General features: G+C 70.4%; 23 protein-coding genes and 1 riboswitch. Of the genes, 19 read left to right on the plus strand and 4 right to left on the minus strand.

From position 1 onward, the window contains the following. Positions 1–82: 82 nt before the first annotated feature. Together gcvH and gcvT are read right to left on the minus strand one after the other, a co-directional pair. On the minus strand, positions 83–460 hold the full coding sequence (gcvH, locus tag ACWD26_RS38710; RefSeq protein WP_391005735.1) for a glycine cleavage system protein GcvH: 378 nt from the start codon (positions 458–460) through the stop codon (positions 83–85). A gap of 150 nt (positions 461–610) precedes the next feature. Further along, on the minus strand, positions 611–1,753 hold the full coding sequence (gene gcvT / locus ACWD26_RS38715; RefSeq protein ID WP_451277525.1) for a glycine cleavage system aminomethyltransferase GcvT: 1,143 nt from the start codon (positions 1,751–1,753) through the stop codon (positions 611–613). Between the two features lie 166 nt (positions 1,754–1,919). Then, a riboswitch (glycine riboswitch) is annotated at positions 1,920–2,018 on the minus strand. A gap of 217 nt (positions 2,019–2,235) precedes the next feature. Here gcvT and ACWD26_RS38720 point away from each other — a divergent pair. The 11 genes from ACWD26_RS38720 (at position 2,236) to ACWD26_RS38770 (ending at position 13,661) form a co-directional block, all read left to right on the plus strand. Beyond that, on the plus strand, positions 2,236–2,904 hold the full coding sequence (locus tag ACWD26_RS38720; protein WP_451277527.1) for an AAA family ATPase: 669 nt from the start codon (positions 2,236–2,238) through the stop codon (positions 2,902–2,904). A gap of 184 nt (positions 2,905–3,088) precedes the next feature. Continuing rightward, positions 3,089–3,865, plus strand: coding sequence for an enhanced serine sensitivity protein SseB (locus tag ACWD26_RS38725; RefSeq protein WP_451277529.1), 777 nt, complete (start codon positions 3,089–3,091; stop codon positions 3,863–3,865). Between the two features lie 177 nt (positions 3,866–4,042). Beyond that, positions 4,043–4,837, plus strand: coding sequence for an enhanced serine sensitivity protein SseB C-terminal domain-containing protein (locus ACWD26_RS38730; protein WP_451277531.1), 795 nt, complete (start codon positions 4,043–4,045; stop codon positions 4,835–4,837). A gap of 316 nt (positions 4,838–5,153) precedes the next feature. Continuing rightward, positions 5,154–6,152 carry an ABC transporter permease gene (locus ACWD26_RS38735; protein ID WP_451277533.1) on the plus strand — a complete coding sequence of 333 codons (999 nt, stop codon included), beginning with the start codon at positions 5,154–5,156 and terminating at the stop codon, positions 6,150–6,152. 74 nt (positions 6,153–6,226) lie between these two features. Continuing rightward, positions 6,227–7,981 carry an ABC transporter substrate-binding protein gene (locus ACWD26_RS38740; RefSeq protein WP_451277535.1) on the plus strand — a complete coding sequence of 585 codons (1,755 nt, stop codon included), beginning with the start codon at positions 6,227–6,229 and terminating at the stop codon, positions 7,979–7,981. 68 nt (positions 7,982–8,049) lie between these two features. Continuing rightward, positions 8,050–9,057 (plus strand): ABC transporter permease, encoded by a 1,008-nt coding sequence (locus ACWD26_RS38745; protein WP_451277537.1) that lies wholly within the window; start codon positions 8,050–8,052, stop codon positions 9,055–9,057. Beyond that, entirely contained in the window at positions 9,054–10,148 is a 1,095-nt protein-coding gene (locus ACWD26_RS38750) for an ABC transporter ATP-binding protein (protein WP_451277539.1), read from the plus strand. Before ACWD26_RS38745 ends, ACWD26_RS38750 begins: the two co-directional genes overlap by 4 nt. Then, entirely contained in the window at positions 10,145–11,377 is a 1,233-nt protein-coding gene (locus ACWD26_RS38755; protein ID WP_451277541.1) for an ABC transporter ATP-binding protein, read from the plus strand. Before ACWD26_RS38750 ends, ACWD26_RS38755 begins: the two co-directional genes overlap by 4 nt. A gap of 62 nt (positions 11,378–11,439) precedes the next feature. Beyond that, positions 11,440–12,075 carry a trimeric intracellular cation channel family protein gene (locus ACWD26_RS38760; RefSeq protein ID WP_451277543.1) on the plus strand — a complete coding sequence of 212 codons (636 nt, stop codon included), beginning with the start codon at positions 11,440–11,442 and terminating at the stop codon, positions 12,073–12,075. An 85-nt stretch (positions 12,076–12,160) separates the two neighbouring features. Beyond that, on the plus strand, positions 12,161–13,009 hold the full coding sequence (locus ACWD26_RS38765; protein ID WP_451277545.1) for a thioesterase family protein: 849 nt from the start codon (positions 12,161–12,163) through the stop codon (positions 13,007–13,009). Between the two features lie 247 nt (positions 13,010–13,256). Beyond that, positions 13,257–13,661, plus strand: coding sequence for a hypothetical protein (locus ACWD26_RS38770; protein WP_451277547.1), 405 nt, complete (start codon positions 13,257–13,259; stop codon positions 13,659–13,661). Between the two features lie 100 nt (positions 13,662–13,761). On the opposite strand, the gene ACWD26_RS38775 is transcribed toward ACWD26_RS38770, so the two are convergent. Then, positions 13,762–14,388 (minus strand): TetR family transcriptional regulator, encoded by a 627-nt coding sequence (locus tag ACWD26_RS38775; protein ID WP_451277549.1) that lies wholly within the window; start codon positions 14,386–14,388, stop codon positions 13,762–13,764. 120 nt (positions 14,389–14,508) lie between these two features. Here ACWD26_RS38775 and ACWD26_RS38780 point away from each other — a divergent pair, with 120 nt between their 5' ends. The 3 genes from ACWD26_RS38780 to ACWD26_RS38790 all read left to right on the plus strand — a co-directional run bounded on the left by ACWD26_RS38780 (position 14,509) and on the right by ACWD26_RS38790 (position 16,293). Next, a complete protein-coding gene (locus tag ACWD26_RS38780) occupies positions 14,509–14,673 on the plus strand; it encodes a hypothetical protein (RefSeq protein WP_451277551.1) in 165 nt (54 codons plus the stop codon). Positions 14,674–14,747: 74 nt separating this feature from the next. After that, positions 14,748–15,032, plus strand: a complete 285-nt coding sequence (locus ACWD26_RS38785; RefSeq protein WP_451277553.1) for a DUF4190 domain-containing protein — start codon at positions 14,748–14,750, stop codon at positions 15,030–15,032. 91 nt (positions 15,033–15,123) lie between these two features. Then, the gene (locus ACWD26_RS38790; protein ID WP_451277555.1) at positions 15,124–16,293 is read left to right on the plus strand and encodes a cysteine desulfurase family protein; all 1,170 of its coding nucleotides are present in this window, start codon (positions 15,124–15,126) and stop codon (positions 16,291–16,293) included. Between the two features lie 25 nt (positions 16,294–16,318). Here ACWD26_RS38790 and ACWD26_RS38795 read toward each other — a convergent pair whose 3' ends face one another. Beyond that, the gene (locus ACWD26_RS38795) at positions 16,319–17,038 is read right to left on the minus strand and encodes an N-acetylmuramoyl-L-alanine amidase (RefSeq protein WP_451277557.1); all 720 of its coding nucleotides are present in this window, start codon (positions 17,036–17,038) and stop codon (positions 16,319–16,321) included. Positions 17,039–17,098: 60 nt separating this feature from the next. On the opposite strand from ACWD26_RS38795, the gene mnmA reads away from it, so the two are divergent. The 5 genes from mnmA to ACWD26_RS38820 all read left to right on the plus strand — a co-directional run bounded on the left by mnmA (position 17,099) and on the right by ACWD26_RS38820 (position 21,937). Then, entirely contained in the window at positions 17,099–18,229 is a 1,131-nt protein-coding gene (gene mnmA / locus ACWD26_RS38800; protein WP_451277559.1) for a tRNA 2-thiouridine(34) synthase MnmA, read from the plus strand. A 373-nt stretch (positions 18,230–18,602) separates the two neighbouring features. Continuing rightward, complete coding sequence (locus ACWD26_RS38805; RefSeq protein ID WP_451277561.1) at positions 18,603–19,346, plus strand: class I SAM-dependent methyltransferase; 744 nt, start codon at positions 18,603–18,605, stop codon at positions 19,344–19,346. A gap of 9 nt (positions 19,347–19,355) precedes the next feature. Beyond that, positions 19,356–19,895, plus strand: coding sequence for an LOG family protein (locus ACWD26_RS38810; RefSeq protein ID WP_451277563.1), 540 nt, complete (start codon positions 19,356–19,358; stop codon positions 19,893–19,895). A 40-nt stretch (positions 19,896–19,935) separates the two neighbouring features. Further along, positions 19,936–20,628 (plus strand): SDR family oxidoreductase, encoded by a 693-nt coding sequence (locus ACWD26_RS38815; protein WP_451277564.1) that lies wholly within the window; start codon positions 19,936–19,938, stop codon positions 20,626–20,628. A gap of 262 nt (positions 20,629–20,890) precedes the next feature. After that, complete coding sequence (locus ACWD26_RS38820; protein ID WP_451277565.1) at positions 20,891–21,937, plus strand: methionine synthase; 1,047 nt, start codon at positions 20,891–20,893, stop codon at positions 21,935–21,937. Positions 21,938–21,941 lie beyond the last annotated feature (4 nt).

Raw genomic sequence — 21,941 nt, forward strand, 5'->3', positions numbered from 1 at the left:
CGGCGTCGACGGCGGCGGCGACGTCCGGGTCCAGCTCGTGCAGGGGCGTGTTCAGAAGCGACATGCGTACGACCTCGTCATCTCAGCCGGCGGTGTGGGCGACGTACTCGTCGGCGGAGAGCAGATCGTCCGGCTCCTCCGCGACACGTACCTTGAACAGCCAGCCGCCCTCGAAGGGGGCGGTGTTCACCAGCGACGGGTCGTTGACGACATCCTCGTTGATCTCGGTGACCTCACCGGAGACCGGCGAGTACAGGTCGCTGACCGACTTCGTGGACTCCAGTTCGCCGCAGGTCTCGCCCGCGGTCACCGTGGAGCCCACCTCGGGGAGCTGGGCGTAGACGACATCACCGAGCGCGTTCGCCGCGAACTCCGTGATGCCGACCGTCGAGACGCCGTCCTCGGCGCCCGACAGCCACTCGTGCTCCTTGCTGTAGCGCAGCTGCTGGGGGTTGCTCATGGCCTGAATTCTCCTGTACGCGGGGGAGTGGTGATGAAAGGGGGGACTGCTGGAACCACTGTTGAGCAGCGCGGATGTGCCCAGTGTCACTCTCGGGGTCCGCACGGGTGCCGCTCGCGAACGACGGCCGTTCGAACGACTACGAAGGTGTCACTTCCGCCGCTTGTAGAACGGCAGCGCCACGACCTCGTACGGCTCGTGGCTGCCCCGGATGTCCACGCCCACTCCCGCCGTGCCCGGCGCGGAGTGCGCGGCGTCGACGTACGCCATGGCGATCGGCTTGCCCAGGGTGGGGGAGGGCGCCCCGGAGGTGACCTCGCCGATCACCTTGCCGTCGGCGACGACCGGATACCCGGCGCGCGGCACCCGGCGGCCCTGGGCGACCAGCCCGACGAGGACGCGCGGCGGGTTCGTCTCGGCCCTGGCGGCGGCCTCGGCGAGCGCCGTACGCCCGACGAAGTCGCCCTCCTTCTCGAACTTCACCACGCGGCCGAGCCCGGCGTCGAAGGGCGTCAGCGCGGTGGACAGCTCGTGCCCGTACAGCGGCATCCCCGCCTCCAGGCGCAGCGTGTCCCGGCAGGACAGCCCGCAGGGCACCAGGCCGACGCCCTCGCCCGTTTTGGTCAGCGCCTGCCACAGCTCGACGGCGTGCTCCGGCCGCACGAACAGCTCGAAGCCGTCCTCGCCGGTGTACCCGGTGCGCGCGATCAGCGCGGGGACCCCGGCGACCGTGCCGGGCAGCCCCGCGTAGTACTTCAGACCGTCGAGACCGGCGTCGGTCAGTGCTTTGACGATCCCCGGCGACTCGGGGCCCTGCACGGCGAGCAGCGCGTACGCGTCCCGGTCGTCCCGCACCTCGGCGTCGAACCCGGCGGACCGCTCGACGAGCGCGTCCAGCACCACCTGGGCGTTGGAGGCGTTCGCGACGACCATGTAGTGCGCGGACCCGGCCTCGGTCTCCGCCAGCCGGTAGACGATCAGGTCGTCGAGGATGCCGCCGTCCTCGCGGCAGATCATGGTGTAGCGGGCGCGGCCGGCCTTGACACCGCCGATGTCGCCGACGAGGGCGTAGTCCAGCAGCTCGGCCGCCTGCGGGCCGGTGACGGTGATCTCGCCCATGTGGGAGAGGTCGAAGAGGCCGGCCTTGGTGCGGACGGCGTTGTGCTCGTCGCGCTCGGAGCCGTAGCGCAGGGGCATGTCCCAGCCCGCGAAGTCGGTCATCGTCGCGCCGAGCGAACGATGCAGGGCATCGAGCGCGGTACGGCGCGGTTCGGCGAGGGGGCTACTGTTCATCGGTTCTGCTCCCAGGGCATGACGCATGACAGGCGAGGAAAGTCCTCCCCATCTGTCATCGGAACCTGAGAGGTTCACCACGACCGTACGTACCGGTGGTCGTGACTTGCACCGTGGGTGGAGCCGCCCCCTCCGGAGGAGAGGTGGGCCCGCTTTTCAGATGTGCCTCGCCCGCGCGGTATCTGGGCCTGAGAGATTCAAGGGAGGGACTTGCTCCTTCGGCGCCCCAGCGAACGACTGCTGAGAGCTCTCCCGCGCGGATTCAAGCGGCCGGTATGCAGTTGGCGCGCACATCATTGCACGCATCGACGCGGCACGGCAGGGGGACCTTTCTCAGGTGGGGGACAGCGACCACAGGGCGACACGGCGGTCCGTAGCACTCTTGTGGCAGTACGAGGACTGAACCAGGAGGGATCGGGCATTACCTTCTCTTTACAGTCTGTGGGGATGGGACCTCCATACCCTTGGGGAGGACGATCACGGTGAACAGGACCACGGCGTACGCGACGACCTCGGGCGTCGCGCTGCCCAAGCAGCCCGTCGTACCGGTGGGTGAGGCGTGCGGCCCGTTCCCGAGGGCGGTCGTCCGCGACCTCAGGGAGCGTGCCGGGCGCAGTCCCCACGAGCTGTCCTTCGGACCACGCGACCTGGTGGTGGTCACCGGGCTCCCCGGCAGCGGAAAGTCGACGCTGATGAGGCGCGCCGTGCCGGGTCCGAGGATCGACTCCCAGGACACGCGCGACCGCTTCGACGCGCGCTTCGCCCGTCATCTGCCGTACGCCGTCTACCGGCCCTTCGTGCGCCTCGCCCACTACGCGGGGCTGCGGCGCGCCCTCCGTTCGGGGGAGGGCGTCGTCGTGCACGACTGCGGGACGCAGGCGTGGGTGCGGGCGTGGCTCGCGCGCGAGGCCGAGCGGCGGGGCGGCACCCTGCATCTGCTGTTGCTCGACGTCACACCCGATGAGGCGCGCGACGGGCAGCGGGAGCGGGGGCGGGGGGTGTCGCGGTACGCGTTCGCCCGGCACAGAGGTGCCATGACGCGGCTGCTGCGGGCGGTGGAGAAGGGGCGGCTGCCGCAGGGGTGCGGGGCGGCGGTGCTCATCGATCGGGCCGCGGCCGATGTCCTGAAGCGGATCGACTTCGCGAAGTGAGATTTCGGGGATGAGCTCTGGGGGTGAGTTCTCGGGGGAGCGCGGGGGTGTGGTGTGTGGCGGGCCGCGGGCCCGTGGGGGTCGCTCGCGCGGTTCCCCCTGCCTCTGAAGGGGCGCGCCCCTGCCCCGGAAGCAATTAAGGTGCAGGGACAACAGCATCACGGAGCAAAGCGGTAGGCAGCAGATGGACTTCCCGGCGGACTTTCCGGCACAGGCGTATCCCCAAGGGCACGGCGGGTGGCCCGGCAATGAGCTGGAGGAGGTGCTGTCCGCGTCTCTCGGGGTGCCCACGGCCGGGGCGCGGATCGTGGAGGTGCTGGCCCGCAGCTTCGTGTGGGTGCCGCTGCCGGAGGGCGGCGGTCCGCAGAGCGGTCAGCTCGATCTGCCCACGATGGAGCTCGGCGGGCAGGCGTACGTGCCGGTCTTCAGCTCCGAGGAGCAGTTCCGCCAGGTCGTCGGCAACCACATGTCGTACACGATCGCGCCGGCCGTCGAGTTCGCGCGCGGGCTGCCCCCGCAGATCGGCCTCGCCCTGAACCCGGACGGTGTCGTGGGCATCCCGCTGCCGCCGCCCGCCGTGGCCGAGCTGTGCCGGGCCGGGCGGACCCCGCTGGACGGGTCGGCGAACGGCGCCCGGGTGCGGCTCTTCGAGCCGGACTGGCAGGACGACCCCGTGGACTTCCTCGCCGCCGCCTCGGCCGAGTTCGCCGGGACCGGAGTGGTCCTGTCCGCCCGGCGCTGCCTCGCCGCCATCGAGACCGCCGACCCCGTGCTGTTCATCGGCGTCGACCTGGCCTCCTGGGAGGCCGACCGCGCCCTCCCCCTCGCCGCCCTCGGCCGGGCGCTCGCCAAGAGCCCCGTGCCCTGGCCGGTCAACATGGTCTTCCTCGACGTGGCCCAGGACCCGGTCGGAGACTGGCTCCGCGAAAAGGTACGGCCCTTCTACCAACAGGGCTACTGACCCGCCCCGCAAGGGGCGCGGGCTGTGTCGATATGCGGCTCCGCCGTGTGGGCGCGACCAGCCACAACGAACCCCCGGCCCGCCACGCACGACAACCTCCGAGCCCTGACCGGCTCGACCCGCACACCACCTAAGCTGTCTCCTATAACCAGGGTCCAACACCGAAGGGCGGCCAACGTGAGCGCGAGCGGCAGCCGCATCGCCACCGGGCAGGTCGAGCACATGCTGCGCCAGGTGACGCCCGGGCGTTACGACGCCTACGAGGCGCTGCTGCGTGCCCTCGCCACCCCGTCCTCCGGCCAGATCTGGATGCTGCTCTGGCACGGTCAGGCCGGCTCCCCGGACGCCCAGTACGGGAACATGGAGGTCGACGGGTTCAACTACGCCCCGTGCGTGACCTCCGCCCAGGAGCTCTCCGCCAGCGGCTGGAACCGCAGCTACGAGGTGGTCGACGGCCTCGACGTGGCCCGCACCCTCTACCCCGACCACTACGGCCTCTGGCTCAACCCGCACGCGCCGGGCGGCGGCGTCGGCATCCCCTGGCTCGACCTGCGCCGGATCGCCACGGGCCTGGAGCGGCAGCCCGCGGGCCCGCTGCGGCTGTCCGAGCCGGCCATCGAGATCCCCCAGTTCTACGCCCTGCTGACGCAGAACGCCCACCGCACGCCCGCCGTGCGCTCGCTGCGCCGCGCCTGGGTGCAGCCCGCGCTCGGCGCGCCGTACCTGGCCATCGGCCTCGACGTGTACGACACCTCACCGCCGGCCGTCGATTCGGTGCGCGCGATGATGCAGCAGTCCATCGGCGCGGTCCCGGACGGTCTGCCGGTCTCGACCGTCGCCATGTCCGACGAGTACGACCCGGTCGCCATGTGGCTGCGCGCCGCCGCCCGCCCCTTCTACGACCGCGAGGCCCACGCGGCTCCCGCGCAGGCCCCGGCGGCGGGCGGATACGGGTACCCGGGCGGCTACTGAGCCGTGTGACGGTGGTATCCACCGCTCAACAGAGCGTCACGTCCGGATAGCGGAACCCTGCTGGCCACATCACGGTTGCGCATACATTCGCCGCCAAGTCTGGTGCCTGATCGCGCGACCGTTGAAGACTCCCCCAGAGCGATGGGGGGATCCGGCGAACGCGCTGTTCATACGGTGAAGTTCAGTGCCGTGCCTCCTCTCGTACCCATCAGTAGTCACAGAGCAAGAGAGCAGCAGTGGTGACGGACCGCACCGCAGACCCGGGCGGCCGTCAGGCACAGTCGGCAACCACCGGCACGGGCAAGCACGAGGGACGATGACCGCACCCATTGAGACGACCGGATCGCAGGCAGAGGCGCAGCCCGAAGCCGTGCTGGAAGGTGTCGAGGCCAAGAAGATCGAGGGCCGTTCGCTCGGCCAGATCGCCTGGACCCGCTTCAAGCGCGACAAGGTGGCGGTCGCCGGCGGTGTCGTCGTCGTGCTGCTGATCCTGATCGCGGCCCTCTCCCGGCCGCTGCAGTCGATGCTGGGGCTCGACCCCAACGCCTTCAACCAGGATCTGATCGACCCCAACACCTCCCTCCCCAAGGGCGACTTCGGCGGGATGAGCTGGGACCACCCACTCGGTGTCGAGCCCAAGTTCGGCCGCGACATCCTCGCCCGCATCCTGGAGGGCTCCTGGGTCTCCCTGGTGGTGGCCTTCGGCGCGACGCTCCTGTCCAACGCCATCGGTGTGGTGCTCGGACTGGTCGCCGGCTACTACGGCGGCCGGGTCGACACGGTCGTCAGCCGGCTGATGGACACCTTCCTGGCGTTCCCGCTGCTGCTGTTCGCCATCGCCATCTCCGCGACGCTCCAGGGCGGCGCCTTCGGCCTCGAAGGACTGCCGCTGCACATCACGGTGCTCATCTTCGTCATCGGTTTCTTCAACTGGCCGTACATGGGACGCATCGTGCGCGGTCAGACCCTGGCGCTGCGCGAGCGGGAGTTCATCGACGCCTCGCGCGGGATGGGGGCGGGCGGCCCGTACGTCCTGTTCAAGGAGCTGCTGCCCAACCTCGTCGCGCCGATCATCGTCTACTCGACGCTGCTCATCCCGACGAACATCATCTTCGAGGCGTCGCTCAGCTTCCTCGGCGTCGGGATCCAGCCGCCGCAGGCCTCCTGGGGCGGGATGCTCAACCAGGCGGTCGACTTCTTCGAGGTCGACCCGCAGTACATGATCGTTCCCGGCCTCGCGATCTTCATCACGGTGCTGGCCTTCAACCTCCTCGGTGACGGCCTCCGGGACGCCCTCGACCCCCGCAGCCGCTGACGTCTGCGGTCGCGGCCCGGTTGTGGCCCGAAGTCCCACTCAACTGTCCAACTACGAAGGGGAAACCGACCATCATGCGAAGGTCAGCAATGGCCGCTGTCGCGGTTGTCAGCAGCGCCGGTCTGCTTCTGTCCGCCTGCAGCAAGGCGGAAGACGGCTCGGACACTCCCAAGGGCGCCGGCGCCAACGCCGCGACCAAGGGTGTCGTGAACGAGTCCACGGCGAAGGGCGGCACGGTCACCTACGCCAGCTCCGACGCCCCCGAGTCCCTCGACCCGGGCAACATGTACTACGCGTACGGCTTCAACTTCAGCCGCCTCTACGCGCGTCCGCTCATGACGTTCAAGCCCGGCGCGGGTGAGGCGGGCAACGAGCTGGTCCCGGACCTCGCCGAGAGCGCGGGCACCCCGAGCGACGGCGGCAAGACCTGGACGTACAAGATCCGCCAGGGCGTCAAGTACGAGGACGGCACCGCGGTCACCTCCAAGGACGTCAAGTACGCCGTGGAGCGCTCGAACTTCGCGCGTGACGTGCTCTCCCTCGGGCCCAACTACTTCCAGCAGATGCTGGACGACCCGAAGAAGTACAAGGGTCCCTACGCGGACAAGAGCGACAAGGGCATCTCGTCCATCGAGACCCCGGACGACCACACCATCGTCTTCAAGCTGAACAAGCCGTTCTCCGAGTTCGACTACCTGGCGAGCATGCCGCAGACGGCTCCGGTGCCGAAGGCCAAGGACACCGGCGTCGACTACACCAAGAAGGTCGTCTCCTCCGGCTCGTACAAGTTCGAGAAGTACGAGGAGGGCAAGCAGATCGTCCTCGTGCGCAACGACCAGTGGGACGCCAAGACCGACCCGCTGCGCAAGCAGTACCCGGACAAGATCGTGGTGAACCTCAAGGTCAACAAGGCCACCATCGACAAGGACGTGATGGCCGGCGACACCATGATCGACATCCAGGGCACCGGTGTCGACGCCCAGACCCAGGCCCAGGTCCTGAAGGACAAGGACCAGATGGCCAACACCGACAACGCGCCCGGTGGCCGTCTCGTCTACACGGCGATCAACACCAAGGTGGCGCCGTTCGACAACGTCGAGTGCCGCAAGGCCGTCGAGTACGCGATCGACAAGACCGCCGTGCAGACCGCCATGGGTGGCCCGATCCGCGGTGACATCGCCTCCACCGTCCTGCCGACCGACGTCACGGGCTACGAGAAGGCCGACCTGTACGCCACCGAGGGCAACAAGGGTGACGTCACCAAGGCCAAGGAGCACCTGAAGGCCTGCGGCAAGGAGGGCGGCTTCAAGACCTCCATCTCCGCCCGCACCGACCGTCAGGGCGAGGTCGACGCGGCCACCGCGATCGTCGAGGCGCTGAAGAAGATCGGCATCGAGGCCGACATCAAGCAGTACCCCTCCGGCAAGTACTTCTCCGACTACGCGGGTGTGCCGGCGTTCAACAAGAAGAACAACATCGGTCTCATCATGATGCAGTGGGGTGCCGACTGGCCGACCGGCTACGGCTTCCTGCAGCAGATCGTGCACGGCAAGGCCATCGGTCAGTCCGGCAACACCAACCTGTCCGAGCTGGACGACCCCGCGATCAACAAGCTGCTGGACGACGCGATCGGCAACACCGATGAGGCCGCCCGCACCGCCGCGTACACCGAGGTCGACAAGAAGGTCATGGAGCAGGCCGCCATCGTCCCGCTGACCTACTTCAAGGTGCTGCTGTACCGCTCGCCGTACGCCACCAACCTGGTGTCGTCCTCGGCCTTCAGCGGTCAGTACGACTACCTCAACGTCGGTACCACGGAAAAGAAGTAGCCCCGGAAGGCAGGTGAAGGCATTGGCGCCCGCGGGTGACACACCCGCGGGCGCCGGCGCCGGTCCTCGTGATCTCGTACATCATCCGCCGGACGATCGCGGCGGTGATCCTGCTGCTCGTCGTCACCGCGGTCACCTTCGGCATCTTCTTCATCCTGCCGAAACTCGCCGGACAGACAACCGACCAGCTCGCACAGCAGTACATCGGCAAGAACCCCACGCCCGAGGACATCGCGGCGGTCAAGCGGAACCTCGGCCTGGACCAGCCGGTCTACGAGCAGTACTGGAACTTCCTCAAGGGGATCGTCTCCGGTGCCACGTACGACCTCGGCCCCACCACGGTCCGCTGCGACGCGCCCTGCTTCGGTTACTCCTTCAAGGACCACCTGGAGGTCTGGCCGCAGCTCACCAGCCGCCTGCCGGTGACCATCTCGCTCGCCGCCGGTGCCGCCGTGCTGTGGCTGGTCGGCGGGATCACGGCCGGTGTCATCTCGGCCCTGAAGCCCGGCTCGATCTTCGACCGGTCCGCGATGGGTGTGGCCCTCGCGGGCGTCTCCCTGCCCATGTTCTTCACCGGACAGCTGGCCCTGCTGCTGTTCAGCTACCAGCTGGAGATCTTCGGCAGGACGTACGTCCCCTTCACCGAGAACCCCTCGCAGTGGGCCAACACCCTCTTCCTGCCCTGGTGTTCGCTGGCGCTGCTCTACTCGGCCATCTACGCCCGGCTCACCCGCTCGGGCATGCTGGAGACGATGAACGAGGACTACATCCGCACCGCGCGGGCCAAGGGCCTGCGCGAGCGCAACGTGGTCGTGAAGCACGGCCTGCGCGCCGCGCTCACCCCGCTGGTGACGGTCTTCGGCATGGACGTCGGACTGCTCCTCGGCGGCGCCCTCATCACCGAGACCGTGTTCTCCCTGCACGGCATCGGCGAGTACGCGGTCCAGTCGATCACCACCAACGACCTGCCCCCGATCCTCGGGGTGACCCTGCTCGCGGCGTTCTTCGTCGTCTTCATGAACCTTGTGGTGGACCTGCTGTACGCCACGATCGACCCGCGGGTGAGGCTCTCGTGACCGAACTGTCCAAGACCGGGGCCGCCGTCGGCGAGCCCGCACGCGCCGGGGACGCCCCGCAGGCGTTCCTCGAAGTGCGCGACCTCAAGGTGCACTTCCCGACCGACGACGGTCTGGTCAAGTCCGTCGACGGTCTCTCCTTCCAGCTGGAGAAGGGCAAGACCCTCGGCATCGTGGGCGAGTCCGGCTCCGGCAAGTCGGTGACCTCGCTGGCGATCATGGGCCTGCACCGGCTCGGCGCCCGCGGCAAGAACGTGAAGATGTCCGGCGAGATCTGGCTGGACGGCAAGGAACTGGTCGGCGCCGACCCGGACGAGGTGCGCCGGCTGCGCGGTCGCGACATGGCGATGATCTTCCAGGACCCGCTGTCCGCGATGCACCCGTACTACAAGGTCGGCAGCCAGATCGTCGAGGCGTACCGCGTCCACCACGACGTCAGCAAGAAGGTCGCCCGCAAGCGCGCCGTCGAACTCCTCGACCGCGTCGGCATCCCGGAGCCCGACAAGCGCGTCGACAGCTACCCGCACGAGTTCTCCGGCGGTATGCGCCAGCGCGCCATGATCGCCATGGCCCTGGTCAACAACCCCGAACTGCTGATCGCCGACGAGCCCACCACCGCGCTCGACGTGACCGTGCAGGCGCAGATCCTCGACCTCATCCGGGACCTGCAGAAGGAGTTCGGCTCCGCGGTCATCATCATCACGCACGACCTCGGCGTGGTCGCCGAGATCGCCGACGACATCCTCGTGATGTACGGCGGCCGCTGCGTGGAGCGCGGCCCGGTCGACGACATCTTCTACGGGCCGCAGCACCCCTACACCTGGGGCCTGCTCGGCTCGATGCCGCGCATCGACCGCGCCCAGACCGACCGGCTCATCCCGGTCAAGGGCCAGCCGCCGAGCCTCATCAACGTCCCCTCGGGCTGCGCCTTCAACCCGCGCTGCCCCTACGCGGACGTCCCCAAGGACAACATCACCCGCACCGAGCGCCCCGAGCTGCGCGAGGTCGGCGGCCGGCACTTCACCGCCTGCCACCTGTCGCAGGAGGACCGCACGCGGATCTGGACCGAAGAGATTGCGCCGAAGCTGTGAGCGAGACTGAGACCCGGGACGGGGCGACGGCTGTGAAGAAGGCGTCGGCCGACGACGAGAAACCGCTGCTCAGGGTCGAGGGCCTGGTCAAGCACTTCCCCATCAAGAAGGGCCTGCTCCAGCGGCAGGTCGGGGCGGTCAAGGCCGTCGACGGCATCGACTTCGAGGTGCGCCGGGGCGAGACCCTCGGCGTCGTCGGCGAGTCCGGCTGCGGCAAGTCGACCATGGGCCGGCTCATCACCCGCCTCCTGGAACCCTCCGGCGGGAGGATCGAGTTCGACGGCACGGACATCACGCACCTCAAGACCGCCGGCATGCGCCCCCTGCGCCGCGACGTGCAGATGATCTTCCAGGACCCGTACGGCTCCCTGAACCCCCGGCACACCATCGGCACCATCGTCTCGGCGCCCTTCAAGCTCCAGGGCGTCGAGCCCGAGGGCGGCGTGAAGAAGGAGGTCCAGCGCCTCCTGGAGCTGGTGGGGCTGAGCCCCGAGCACTACAACCGCTACCCCCACGAGTTCTCCGGCGGCCAGCGCCAGCGCATCGGCATCGCGCGCGCGCTCGCCCTCAAGCCCCGGATGGTCATCGCGGACGAGCCGGTCTCCGCGCTCGACGTGTCCATCCAGGCCCAGGTCGTCAACCTGATGGACGACCTCCAGGACGAGCTCGGCCTGACGTATGTGATCATCGCGCACGACCTGTCGGTGGTCCGCCACGTCTCCGACCGCATCGCGGTGATGTACCTCGGCAAGATCGTCGAGCTGGCCGACCGGGACTCGCTGTACGCGGCGCCGATGCACCCGTACACCAAGGCGCTGCTCTCGGCCGTGCCGATCCCGGACCCCAAGCGCCGGAACGCCAAGAGCGAGCGCATCCTGCTCAAGGGTGACGTCCCCTCGCCGATCGCGCCGCCGAGCGGCTGCCGCTTCCACACCCGGTGCTGGAAGGCCACGCAGGTCTGCAAGACCACCGAGCCGCCCCTCGCCGAGCTGAAGCCAGGGCAGCGGGTCGCCTGCCACCACCCGGAGAACTTCGAGGACCAGCAGCCCCAGGACGTCGTCCTGCTGACGGCCGCGAAGGAGGCGGGCGAGCTGGTGCCGGACGCGGTGAAGAAGGTGGAGCAGCCCGCGAAGCCGGAGGTCCCCGCGAAGCCGGAGGTGCCCGAGGCCCCCGAGGAGCCGGAGGCGCCCAAGAAGCCCGAGGAGCCGGAGAAGCCCGGCAAAGAATGACGCCAGACGGTGTGCGCCTTGCATTGCAAGGCGCACACCTGTTTGCGGGGCAGAATATACGGGTGTCTCCCTACCCGCTCGATCTGATCGGCATCTTCGTCTTCGCCATCTCCGGCGCGCTGCTGGCCGTCCGCAAGAACTTCGACGTCTTCGGCATCGCCGTCCTCGCCGAGGTCACCGCGCTGGGCGGCGGGCTGTTCCGGGATCTGATCATCGGCGCCGTGCCGCCCGCCGCCTTCACCGACCTGGGCTACTTCCTCACCCCGCTGCTCGCCGCGCTCCTCGTCTTCTTCCTCCACCCGCAGGTGGAGCGCATCCAGACGGGCGTGAACGTCTTCGACGCCGCCGGGCTCGGCCTCTTCTGTGTCGCGGGCACGACGAAGGCGTACGAGTACGGCCTCGGCCTGACCGCCTCCGCCACCCTGGGCCTCGCCACGGCGGTCGGCGGCGGTGTGCTGCGCGACGTCCTGGCCAACGAGGTGCCCTCGCTGCTGCGCTGGGACCGCGACCTGTACGCCGTGCCCGCGATGGTCGGCGCCGGAATGGTCGTCCTCTGCATCCAGCTCGACGCCCTGAACCCCCTCACCTCCGCGCTCGCCGCGGTCACGGCCTTCGTGCTGCGGCTGCTGGCGATGCGGTACCACTGGCGGGCGCCGCGGGCGTGGAACCGGCGGTCGGCGGCGGTCGAGGAGGGCTGACGGGCTGGCCGCGTCTTTTCCTGGTGAAACGTCACCGCAACGCATAAAGCTACCGCTTAGTAATGGCTTGTTGTAGCGTACCGGCATGGCTCAGGCATCCCAGGCGATCATCGGCGACAGCGAGTTCGACCGCGACACCGCGGTCACCCGACGCGAACCCGGCGTCTACGACATCGACCTCTCCGCCGGTTGGACGATCATCAGCGCCGTCAACGGCGGCTACCTCCTGGCGGTCCTCGGCCGCGCCCTCGCCGACGCGCTCCCGCACGCCGACCCGTTCACCATCTCCGCGCACTACCTGACCGCCTCCCAGCCGGGCCCCGCGGTCGTCCGCACGGACGTCGTACGCACCGGACGGACCCTGTCGACCGGTCAGGCCTCGCTCTTCCAGTACGACGACGAGGGCCGCGAGATCGAACGCATCCGCGTCCTCGCCTCCTACGGCGACCTGGACACCCTCCCGGACGACGTCCGTACGACGGCGAAGCCGCCCGCGATCCCGCCGATCGACCAGTGCTTCGGCCCGCAGGACGCCCCCGGCCCCATCCCCGGCAGCTCCGCGATCGCCGACCGGCTGTTCCTCAAGCTGGACCCCGCGACCCTCGGCTGGGCGCTCGGCGCGCCGTCCGGCAAGGGCGAGATGCGGTCCTGGTTCGGGCTCGCCGACGGCCGGGACGCCGATCCGTTCTCCCTGCTCCTCGCGGTGGACGCACTGCCGCCGACCGCTTTCGAGCTGGGCATCAGGGGCTGGGTCCCGACGGTCGAGCTGACCGTCCACATCCGCTGCCGCCCGGCGCCGGGACCGCTCCGGGTCGCCATCGCCACCCGCAACCTCGCCGGCGGCTTCCTGGAGGAGGACGCCGAGGTCTGGGACAGCGCCGACCGGCTGGTCGCACAGTCACGGCAGCTGGCCCGGGTCAGGCTGTCGGACTGAGGCGCGGGGCAGGCCGCCGGGAGCGAGTGGCCGTTCAACTGCTCGGGAGGGCGCACCGCCGCTTCTGTCACGGGCCTGTACCAGGGGCGAGTTACGGGGAGGCGTGAAAGGCCAGGTCGGGCGGGGTGGGTCGGTGAGCGTTTTGCTGTTCGCACAGGTTTGGCACAGCGCGAACCCAAGGGAGCCCCAAGCTGCGTTGATTCGATGCCGCCCACGAACTCTTTCATCGCTCTTGGAGTTGTTCCTCATGAAGCGTGCACGTCTCGTCCCCGCCGCCGCCCTGCTGGCGGCCGCACCCCTCTTCCTTGTGGCGTGCGGCTCCGGTGACACGTCGTCGTCCACCTCGAACAACGGCGGCTCCGGCGGGCAGCAGAGCTGTCAGGCCCCGTCGGGCGCGCCGTCCGGGGCTCCCTCGGGCGGCCCCTCCGGCGCACCCTCCGCGAACGGGCAGGCGCCTTCCGGTGCTCCCTCGGGCGCCCCGTCCGGCGCGCCGAGCGGCGCCCCCGGCGGTGGTGGCCAGAACGGTGGCCCCGGTGGCGGTGGCGGCTGCGGTGGCCCCGGCGGCGGTCAGCCGGGCCAAGGCGGCCAGGCCTCGAGTGGAGCCCCGAGCCAGGAGGCCACGGCGTCGGCGTCGGCGTCCAAGGACAGCTGACCGGCACATACGCGAGGAGGAGGGCGCGCCGGCGAAGGGGCGCGCCCTCCCGCGCGTTCGAACCGCCCGGTGGGAGGCGGCCGGCGCGGGACGACCCGGTTCAGTCGAGCCAGTGACGGCAGCCGATGCTGATCAGCCGCATACGGCGGCTCGCCAGCCGGGTCACCCGGCCGCGCTCCTCCTCCGGCTCGTCCACCGCCTGGAGGAACAGGGAGGCGGTCACCAGCATCTGATCGACGTAGAGACCCGCCAGCATCAGCCGGTCGTCGTCGGTCCACCCGTCCGTCTCGGGCCGTCTGGCCAGCTCGCTGCGCACCTCCTCGGCGAACCGGGCCAGCTGCCCCTGGATGGCGTCCCGCACCGGCTGGACACCGCCGTGCCGCTCGCGTGCGATGAAACGGACGTGCGCGGGGTATGCGTCCACATGGCGGGCGATCAGATCGACGGCGCGATCGATGAGTTCGTCACTGTCGCCGACCGCCGACATCAGATCCCCGAGGACGGGGTGCAGACTGCCCAGCGCCTCCTCGACCAGCGCGACACCGAGGTCCGCGGTCGACCGGAAGTGGCGGTAGAACGCGGTCGGGGCGACGCCCACGGCCCGGGTGACCTCGCGAAGTCCCAGGCTGCTGAGGCTCTGCTCCTCCAGCAGACCGAGCGCGGCGTCCATGAGCGCCTGCCGGGTCTTCTGCTTCTGGACCTGCCGGACACCGAGAGTGTGACTCATGCCATGCAGTTAACAACTGTTCTCCGTAATTGCAAAGCCGGGCGACGCGCTAGACTTGGCAGTCAGTGAACAACTGTAACTACAACCGTTCACCGACCTGTAACGAGAGGCGTTCCCACGATGTTGTTCCTCGTCGCCGCACTTCTGCTGCTGGGTGTCGTCCTGGGCACCGTGGCCCATGTGCCGCTGGCCGTCTCGTCCGCCCTCGGCGCCGGCATCGCCCTCTGGCTGGCGGTCTTCGCCTACCGCGAGCGTCACGGTCGTCGCAGCCGCACCACCGACTGACCGGCCACCGACTGACCGGCCACTGCCCAGCGCCGATCGACCATCCACGAGAGCCTGTTGGGAGCAGACCGACCATGCAACTCACCGCCGCACGCCGGACCGGAACCCCCACCACCGCCCGCCCCCGAGGCCGCGACGCCGACGGCATGGCCGTCGCCTCCTTCGTCCTCGGCCTCCTCGGCCTCCTCGTCCTGAACCTCTTCCTCGGCCCCATCGCCATCGTCCTGGCAGCGGTCGCCCTGAAGCGCGGCACGACGAGGCGAGGCCGCGCCTTCCTCGGTCTCGGCCTCGGCATCGCGGACCTCGTGGTCCTGGCCACGCTGATGCAGACGACGAACACAGTGTCCTGGAGCTTCTGAGGGCCGAATTCCCCGGCCCGGCCGTCCCGTGGCCAAGTCCGGGTGCACCCGCCGAGGCCACCGGAACAGGGCCCGTAGAATCGGGCTCACCATGGCTTACCTCGACCACGCGGCGACCACCCCGATGCTCCCCGAGGCGGCAGAGGCCCTGACCGCCCAGCTGAGCGTCACCGGCAACGCCTCCTCGCTGCACGCATCCGGCCGCCGAGCGCGGCGCACCGTCGAGGAGGCCCGCGAAACCCTCGGCGAGGCCCTCGGGGCGCGCCCCAGCGAGGTGGTCCTCACCTCCGGCGGCACCGAGGCCGACAACCTCGCCGTGAAGGGCCTGTACTGGTCCCGCCGCGACGCCGACCCGGCCCGCACCCGGGTCCTCGCGAGCCCCGTCGAACACCACGCCGTCCTCGACGCGGTCCACTGGCTCGGCGAACACGAGGGCGCCACCGTCGAGTACCTCCCGGTCGACCCGTACGGCCGAATCCACCCGGACGCCCTCCGCGAGGCCATCGCCCGCAACCCCGACGACGTCGCCCTGGCCACCGTGATGTGGGCCAACAACGAGATCGGCACGATCATGCCGGTCCGCGAACTCGCCGATGTCGCAGCGGAGTTCGGCGTCCCGCTGCACGCCGACGCGGTCCAGGCCTTCGGTCAGGTTCCGGTCGACTTCGAAGCCTCCGGCCTCGCCGCCATGACCGTCTCCGGCCACAAGATCGGCGGCCCGTACGGCATCGGCGCGCTGCTGCTGGGCCGCGAGTACAGCCCCGTGCCCGTCCTGCACGGCGGTGGCCAGGAGCGCCACGTCCGCTCCGGCACCCTCGACGTGCCGGCCGTCGCCTCCTTCGCGGTCGCCGGACGGCTCGCCGCCGAGCAGCGCGAGTGGTTCGCCCGGGAGATCGGCGCCCTGCGCGACGGCCTGGTCGAGGCCGTCCTCGCGGCCGTGCCGGACGCCATCCTGGGCGGGGACCCCTCCGCGGAGGGGCGCCTCCCGGCCAACGCGCACTTCACCTTTCCCGGCTGCGAGGGCGATTCCCTGCTCCTCCTCCTCGACGCCCAGGGCATCGAGTGCTCCACCGGCTCCGCCTGCACCGCCGGTATCGCCCAGCCCAGCCATGTCCTCCTCGCCACCGGCACCGACCCCGACCTGGCCCGCGGCACCCTGCGCTTCTCCCTCGGCCACACCTCCACGGAGGCGGATGTCGAGGCGGTCGCGAAGGCCATCGGCCCGGCGGTGGAACGCGCCCGCACGGCCGGCCTGAGCTGAACGCGATGTCCGGCACCCGTCGAGGTCAGGCGGGCGTCGACGCCCCGGCCTTCGCCGCCTCGCGCACCAGCTTCATGTACCGGTCCCAGTCCCAGCCCTCGCCGGGGTCGGTGTGGTCCGTGCCCGGGACCTCCACATGGCCGAGGATGTGCTCGCGGTCGAGGGGGATGTCGTACCGCGCGCAGATCCGGGCGGTCAGCCGCGCCGACGCCTCGTACATCTCGTCGGTGAAGTCCTCGGGCTTCTCGACGAAGCCCTCGTGCTCGATGCCGACGCTGCGCTCGTTGTAGTCGCGGTTGCCCGCGTGGTAGGCCACGTCCAGTTCGCGGATCATCTGGGTGACATGGCCGTCCTTGCGGACGATGTAGTGCGCCGCCGCGCCGTGCGCCGGGTCCTGGAAGACCCGCACGGCACTGTCGAAGCTGCCCTGGGTGACATGGATGATCACCATGTCTATGCCGAAGTCGTCCGGCCGGTCCGCCAGCCGCCAGTTCGCGTCCGACGCCGCGACCCACTTCGCACCGGTGTAGTCGACCTCGCCGTCCTTGCGCGGCTTCTCGACGCCGGGCACCCGCCACCACGCGCGCGTCAACTCGTCCCGGGCCACCAGGGCGGTGCCGGCGGCGGCCACGGCCGTGCCGATGAGCAGGGCCCGGCGACCGATGCGCCGCCCCGCGTCCTTGCCGCCGGACGGACCCCCGCCGATGTCCCCGGAACTGTTCTTCGAAGCCCGTCTTGTTCCCACGAGACCGTCAACGGATACTCGCGGGCTCCGGTTCCCGGCGCCCCGTACCCTGGAAGGGTTATGACTGAGATCTCGCAGCGCCCCCGCCCCCTCCGTGTCCTCGCCGCCATGTCCGGCGGGGTCGACTCCGCCGTGGCCGCCGCCCGCGCGGCGGAAGCCGGGCACGACGTGACGGGCGTCCACCTGGCGCTGTCCGCGAACCCGCAGTCCTTCCGGACCGGCGCGCGCGGCTGCTGCACCATCGAGGACTCACGCGACGCCCGGCGCGCCGCGGACGTCATCGGCATCCCCTTCTACGTGTGGGACCTCGCCGAGCGTTTCCGCGAGGACGTCGTCGAGGACTTCATCGCCGAGTACGAGGCCGGGCGCACCCCGAACCCGTGCCTGCGCTGCAACGAGAAGATCAAGTTCGCGGCCCTGCTCGACAAGGCCCTCGCCCTGGGCTTCGACGCCGTCTGCACGGGCCACTACGCCCAGGTGATCGTGCGCGAGGACGGCACGCGCGAGCTGCACCGCGCCTCCGACATGGCCAAGGACCAGTCGTACGTCCTCGGCGTGCTCGACGACAGGCAGCTCGCCCATGCCATGTTCCCCCTCGGCGACACGGTGACGACGAAGGACGAGATCCGCGCGGAGGCCGAGCGCCGGGGCCTCGCGGTCGCCAAGAAGCCCGACTCCCACGACATCTGCTTCATCGCCGACGGCGACACGCAGGGCTTCCTCGCCCACCGGCTGGGCCGGTCCGAGGGCGACATCGTCGACGAGTCCGGCAACGTCCTGGGCACCCACGAGGGCGCGTACGGCTACACCATCGGCCAGCGCAAGGGCCTGCGCATCGGCACCCCCGCCCCGGACGGCAAGCCGCGCTACGTCCTCGACATCTCCCCGGTGAACAACACGGTCACGGTCGGCCCCGCCGCCGCCCTCGACGTCGACGCCCTGACCGCGATCAGGCCCCGCTGGTGCGGTGCCGCCCCGACCGGCCCCGGCACCTACACGGCCCAGCTCCGTGCGCACGGCGGCGAGACGGAGGTCCGGGCGGAGCTGGTCGACAGCGAACTCCAGGTCCGCTTCACCGAGCCGGTGCGCGGAGTCGCCCCCGGCCAGGCGATCGTGCTGTACGACGGCACCCGTGTGGTGGGGTCGGCGACGATCGCGTCCACCACGCGCGTGCGGGAGGGCGTCGCGTAGGGCTCCGCGTCACGATCGTCGCTCCCCGGGTAGCCGTCCGCCCGTCCACGGCGCAGGCTGCTGGTAGCGCTCCCTCCGGGCGCCGTGACGGCCCATGGCGGCCACAACGGGCCACGGCGGGCCCGTAGGGGACGTATGGGGGACGTAGGAGGTCGCGATGACAGCCACAGATCCGGCCCGGCAGCCCGGAAACCGGTCGGGGCCGACCGGGGACCCGTCAGGGCCGACCGGGAACCCGACCGGGCCGTCCGGGCCGACGGGGAGCCCGCCCGGGCAGGCCGGAAACCCGTTCGGGGGTACTTCCGCTCCCGCGTCCAGGGACCGCCGGAGTCTCACTCACCGGGTCCGTTACGTACTGCGTCATCCCCGGCGCGTGCCCGCGCACGCCCGGCGGGTGGCGCGGGACACCTGGCTGCAGCTGAAGCACCGCGACCACATCTCCTACTACCGGGCCGTCATGGCCGCCGACACGGCGCGCAGCCCGGAGGCCGCCGTCGGGCACAACCCCTCCGTCGAGAAGTGGGAACGCATCGGCCGGATGCAGTTCGAATACCTCCTGCGGCACGGGCTGGAGCCCCGGCACCGGATGCTGGAGATCGGCTGCGGGAACCTGCGGGCCGGGCGCCTGTTCATCGACCACCTGGACCCCGGGAACTACTACGGGATCGACATCTCGCCGGCCATCCTCATGGAGGCCCAGCGCACCCTCGCGCGCGAGGGCCTGCAGTACAAGGTCCCGCACCTGACGCTCGTCGCCGACCTCACTTTCGCCTTCCTGCCGGCCGGTCACTTCGACGTCGTCCACGCCCACAGCGTGTTCTCGCACTCCCCGCCGCACGTCATCGAGCAGTGCCTCGCCCACGTCGGCCGCGTCCTCGCCCCCGGCGGCTTCTTCGACTTCACCTTCGGCCGCACCGAGGGCACCGAACACCAGGTGCTCCACGAGGACTTCTACTACCGGACCGACACCCTGATCGAACTCGCCCGGAAACACGGCCTGTCCGCCCGCTTCATGGACGACTGGGAGAAACTGCCGCACCGCCAGTCGAAGATCCGGGTGACCGTGGCGAAGGAGGGCGACGAGCGACCGGCCCCCGATGTCGGTGGCACGTCCTAACGTGGACCCATGAACATCTGCGTCTTCCTCTCCGCCGCCGATCTCGCCGACCGCTACACACGCCCCGCGAAGGAGTTCGCCACGCTGATCGGCAAGGGCGGGCACACGCTGGTGTGGGGCGGTTCGGACGTCGGGCTGATGAAGGTGGTCGCCGACGGTGTGCAGGAGGCGGGCGGCAGACTCCTGGGCGTCTCGGTCGAGTTCCTGTCGGCGAAGGCGCGGCCCGGCACCGACGAGATGGTGGTCGCGCGGGACCTCGCCGAGCGAAAGCGGCTGCTGCTGGAGAAGGCCGACGCGGTCGTCATCATGGTCGGCGGGACCGGCACGCTCGACGAGGCGACCGAGATCCTGGAGCTGAAGAAGCACGGCCACACCGAAAAGCCTGTGGTCCTCCTCAACACGGCGGGCTTCTACGACGGTCTGAAGGAACAGTTCCGGCGCATGGAGGACGAGGGTTTCCTGCCCCGCCCGCTCACCGACCTGGTGTTCTTCGCGGAGGAGCCGGTGGGGGCGATGGCGTACCTGGAGGAGAGCCGGGGAGTCGCCTGAGCCGTTTCTCGTCCCGCTCCGGTGATGCGAGCATGACGGCATGGCTACTCATGTGATCACCGGGGCGGGTTCCGGCATCGGCGCGGCCGTCGCCCGACGGCTGCACGAGCGCGGGGACGACCTCGTGCTGCACGCGCGCGACGCGGGCCGGGCGAAGGAGCTGGCGGCGGAGTTTCCCGGGGCGAGGACGCTGGTCGGAGACTTGGCGGACCCGGACAAGCTGTCCTGGGCCTTCTCCCACCAGACCCTGCCCGACCGCGTGGACTCCCTGCTGCACATCGCGGGCGTGGTCGACCTCGGGCCGGTCGGCGAGCTGACGCCCAAGACCTGGCGCCACCAGCTCAACGTCAACCTCATCGCTCCCGCCGAGCTGACCCGGCACTTCCTGCCCCAACTCCGGGCCGCCCGTGGGCACGTGGTGTTCGTCAACTCCGGCGCGGGGCTCAACGCGCACGCGGACTGGTCCGCTTACGCGGCCTCCAAGCACGGGCTCAAGGCACTCGCCGACTCCCTGCGGTGGGAGGAGCACGGGAACGGGGTGCGGGTGACCACGGTCTACCCGGGCCGCACGGCCAGCCCCATGCAGGCCAAGGTGCACCAGCAGGAGGGCAAGGAGTACGACCCCGCGCGGTGGATCGCCCCGGAGTCGGTCGCCACGACGATCCTCATGGCCCTGGACCTCCCCCGCGACGCGGAGGTGAACGACCTGACGGTCCGCCCTGGGAGCGCCTAGGAACTCGGGGGTTCGGGTTCGTTGGCAGCTGCCGGCCCGGTGGGGCTTCTCGCGCAGTTCCCGCGCCCCTGAAAGATCAGGCCCTGCGGGCCTGAAGGGCGACGGGCCGTGGGCCGAAAAGCACGGGGCGCAGCCCCTGCTTTTCAGGGGCGCGGGGAACTGCGAGACCAGCCCCCACCGGAGCCGCGGATGGGGGTCGAAGGGGCGCAGCCCCTGGGGGACGGGTAGGGGCGGCGGGGGCGGAAAACGTAGGCTTCGGCACGTGACAAAAGACCTCAGCTTCGGCCCAGCCACCGGCATCGGCTCCATGCCCGGCGGCGACGCCAGAGAGGCCGCCAAGACCGTCACCGGCACCTTCGAGTGGCCGGAGACCGGCATGGCGTACCTCCCCGAACTCCCCGCCAGAGGCCCCGGCGCCGACATGATCGGCAGAACCGCCGGCATGCTCGTCGAGCTGTACGCGCGCGTGGAACCCAGCGGCTGGCGGATCGGCGACCGGCCGGGCCGGGACACCAAGCGGGCCAGGTCATGGCTGGGCGAGGACCTGGACGCGCTGGAGGAGTTCACCCAGGGCTACCAGGGCCCACTGAAGGTGCAGGCCGTCGGACCGTGGACGCTCGCCACCGCCCTGGAGCTGAAGAACGGCGAGGCCGCCCTCTCCGACCCCGGCGCCTGCCGGGACCTCGCCGGCTCGCTCGCCGAGGGGCTGCGCCAGCACCTCGCCGAGGTGCGGCGGCGCGTCCCCGGCGCCCGGATCGTGCTCCAGCTCGACGAGCCGTCCCTCGTCGCCGTCCTGCGCGGCCAGGTGAAGAGCGCGAGCGGCTACCGGACCCACCGCGCCGTCGACCGCCAGCTCGTCGAGGCAACGCTCAGGGACGTCATCGGCGTCCACGCCCCGAGCGGGGACACTGAAGGGGGCGAGACCGCGAAGGGCCCGGTCATCGTGCACTCCTGCGCCCCCGACGTACCCTTCGCGCTCCTCCGCCGCGCCGGTGCCGACGGCATCTCCTTCGACTTCACCTTGCTCACTGAGCGTGACGACGACATCATCGGGGAAGCGGTGGAAGGAGGCACGAAGCTGCTCGCCGGTGTCGTGCCGACCACCGAGGGGGCATTGTCAGACCCTGCCGGTAGCGTCATGGGTGTCAGGACGCTGTGGCGCAGGCTGGGACTGCATCCGGGGCTTCTCGCGGAGGCGGTCACGGTCACTCCGACGTGCGGGCTCGCGGGGGTCTCCCCGGCGTACGCGCGCCGGGCGCTCGCCCACTGCGTCAAGGCGGCGAGATCTCTCGCGGACAACCCAGAGTGACGGA

It is taken from the genome of Streptomyces sp. NPDC002787, from assembly GCF_053592095.1.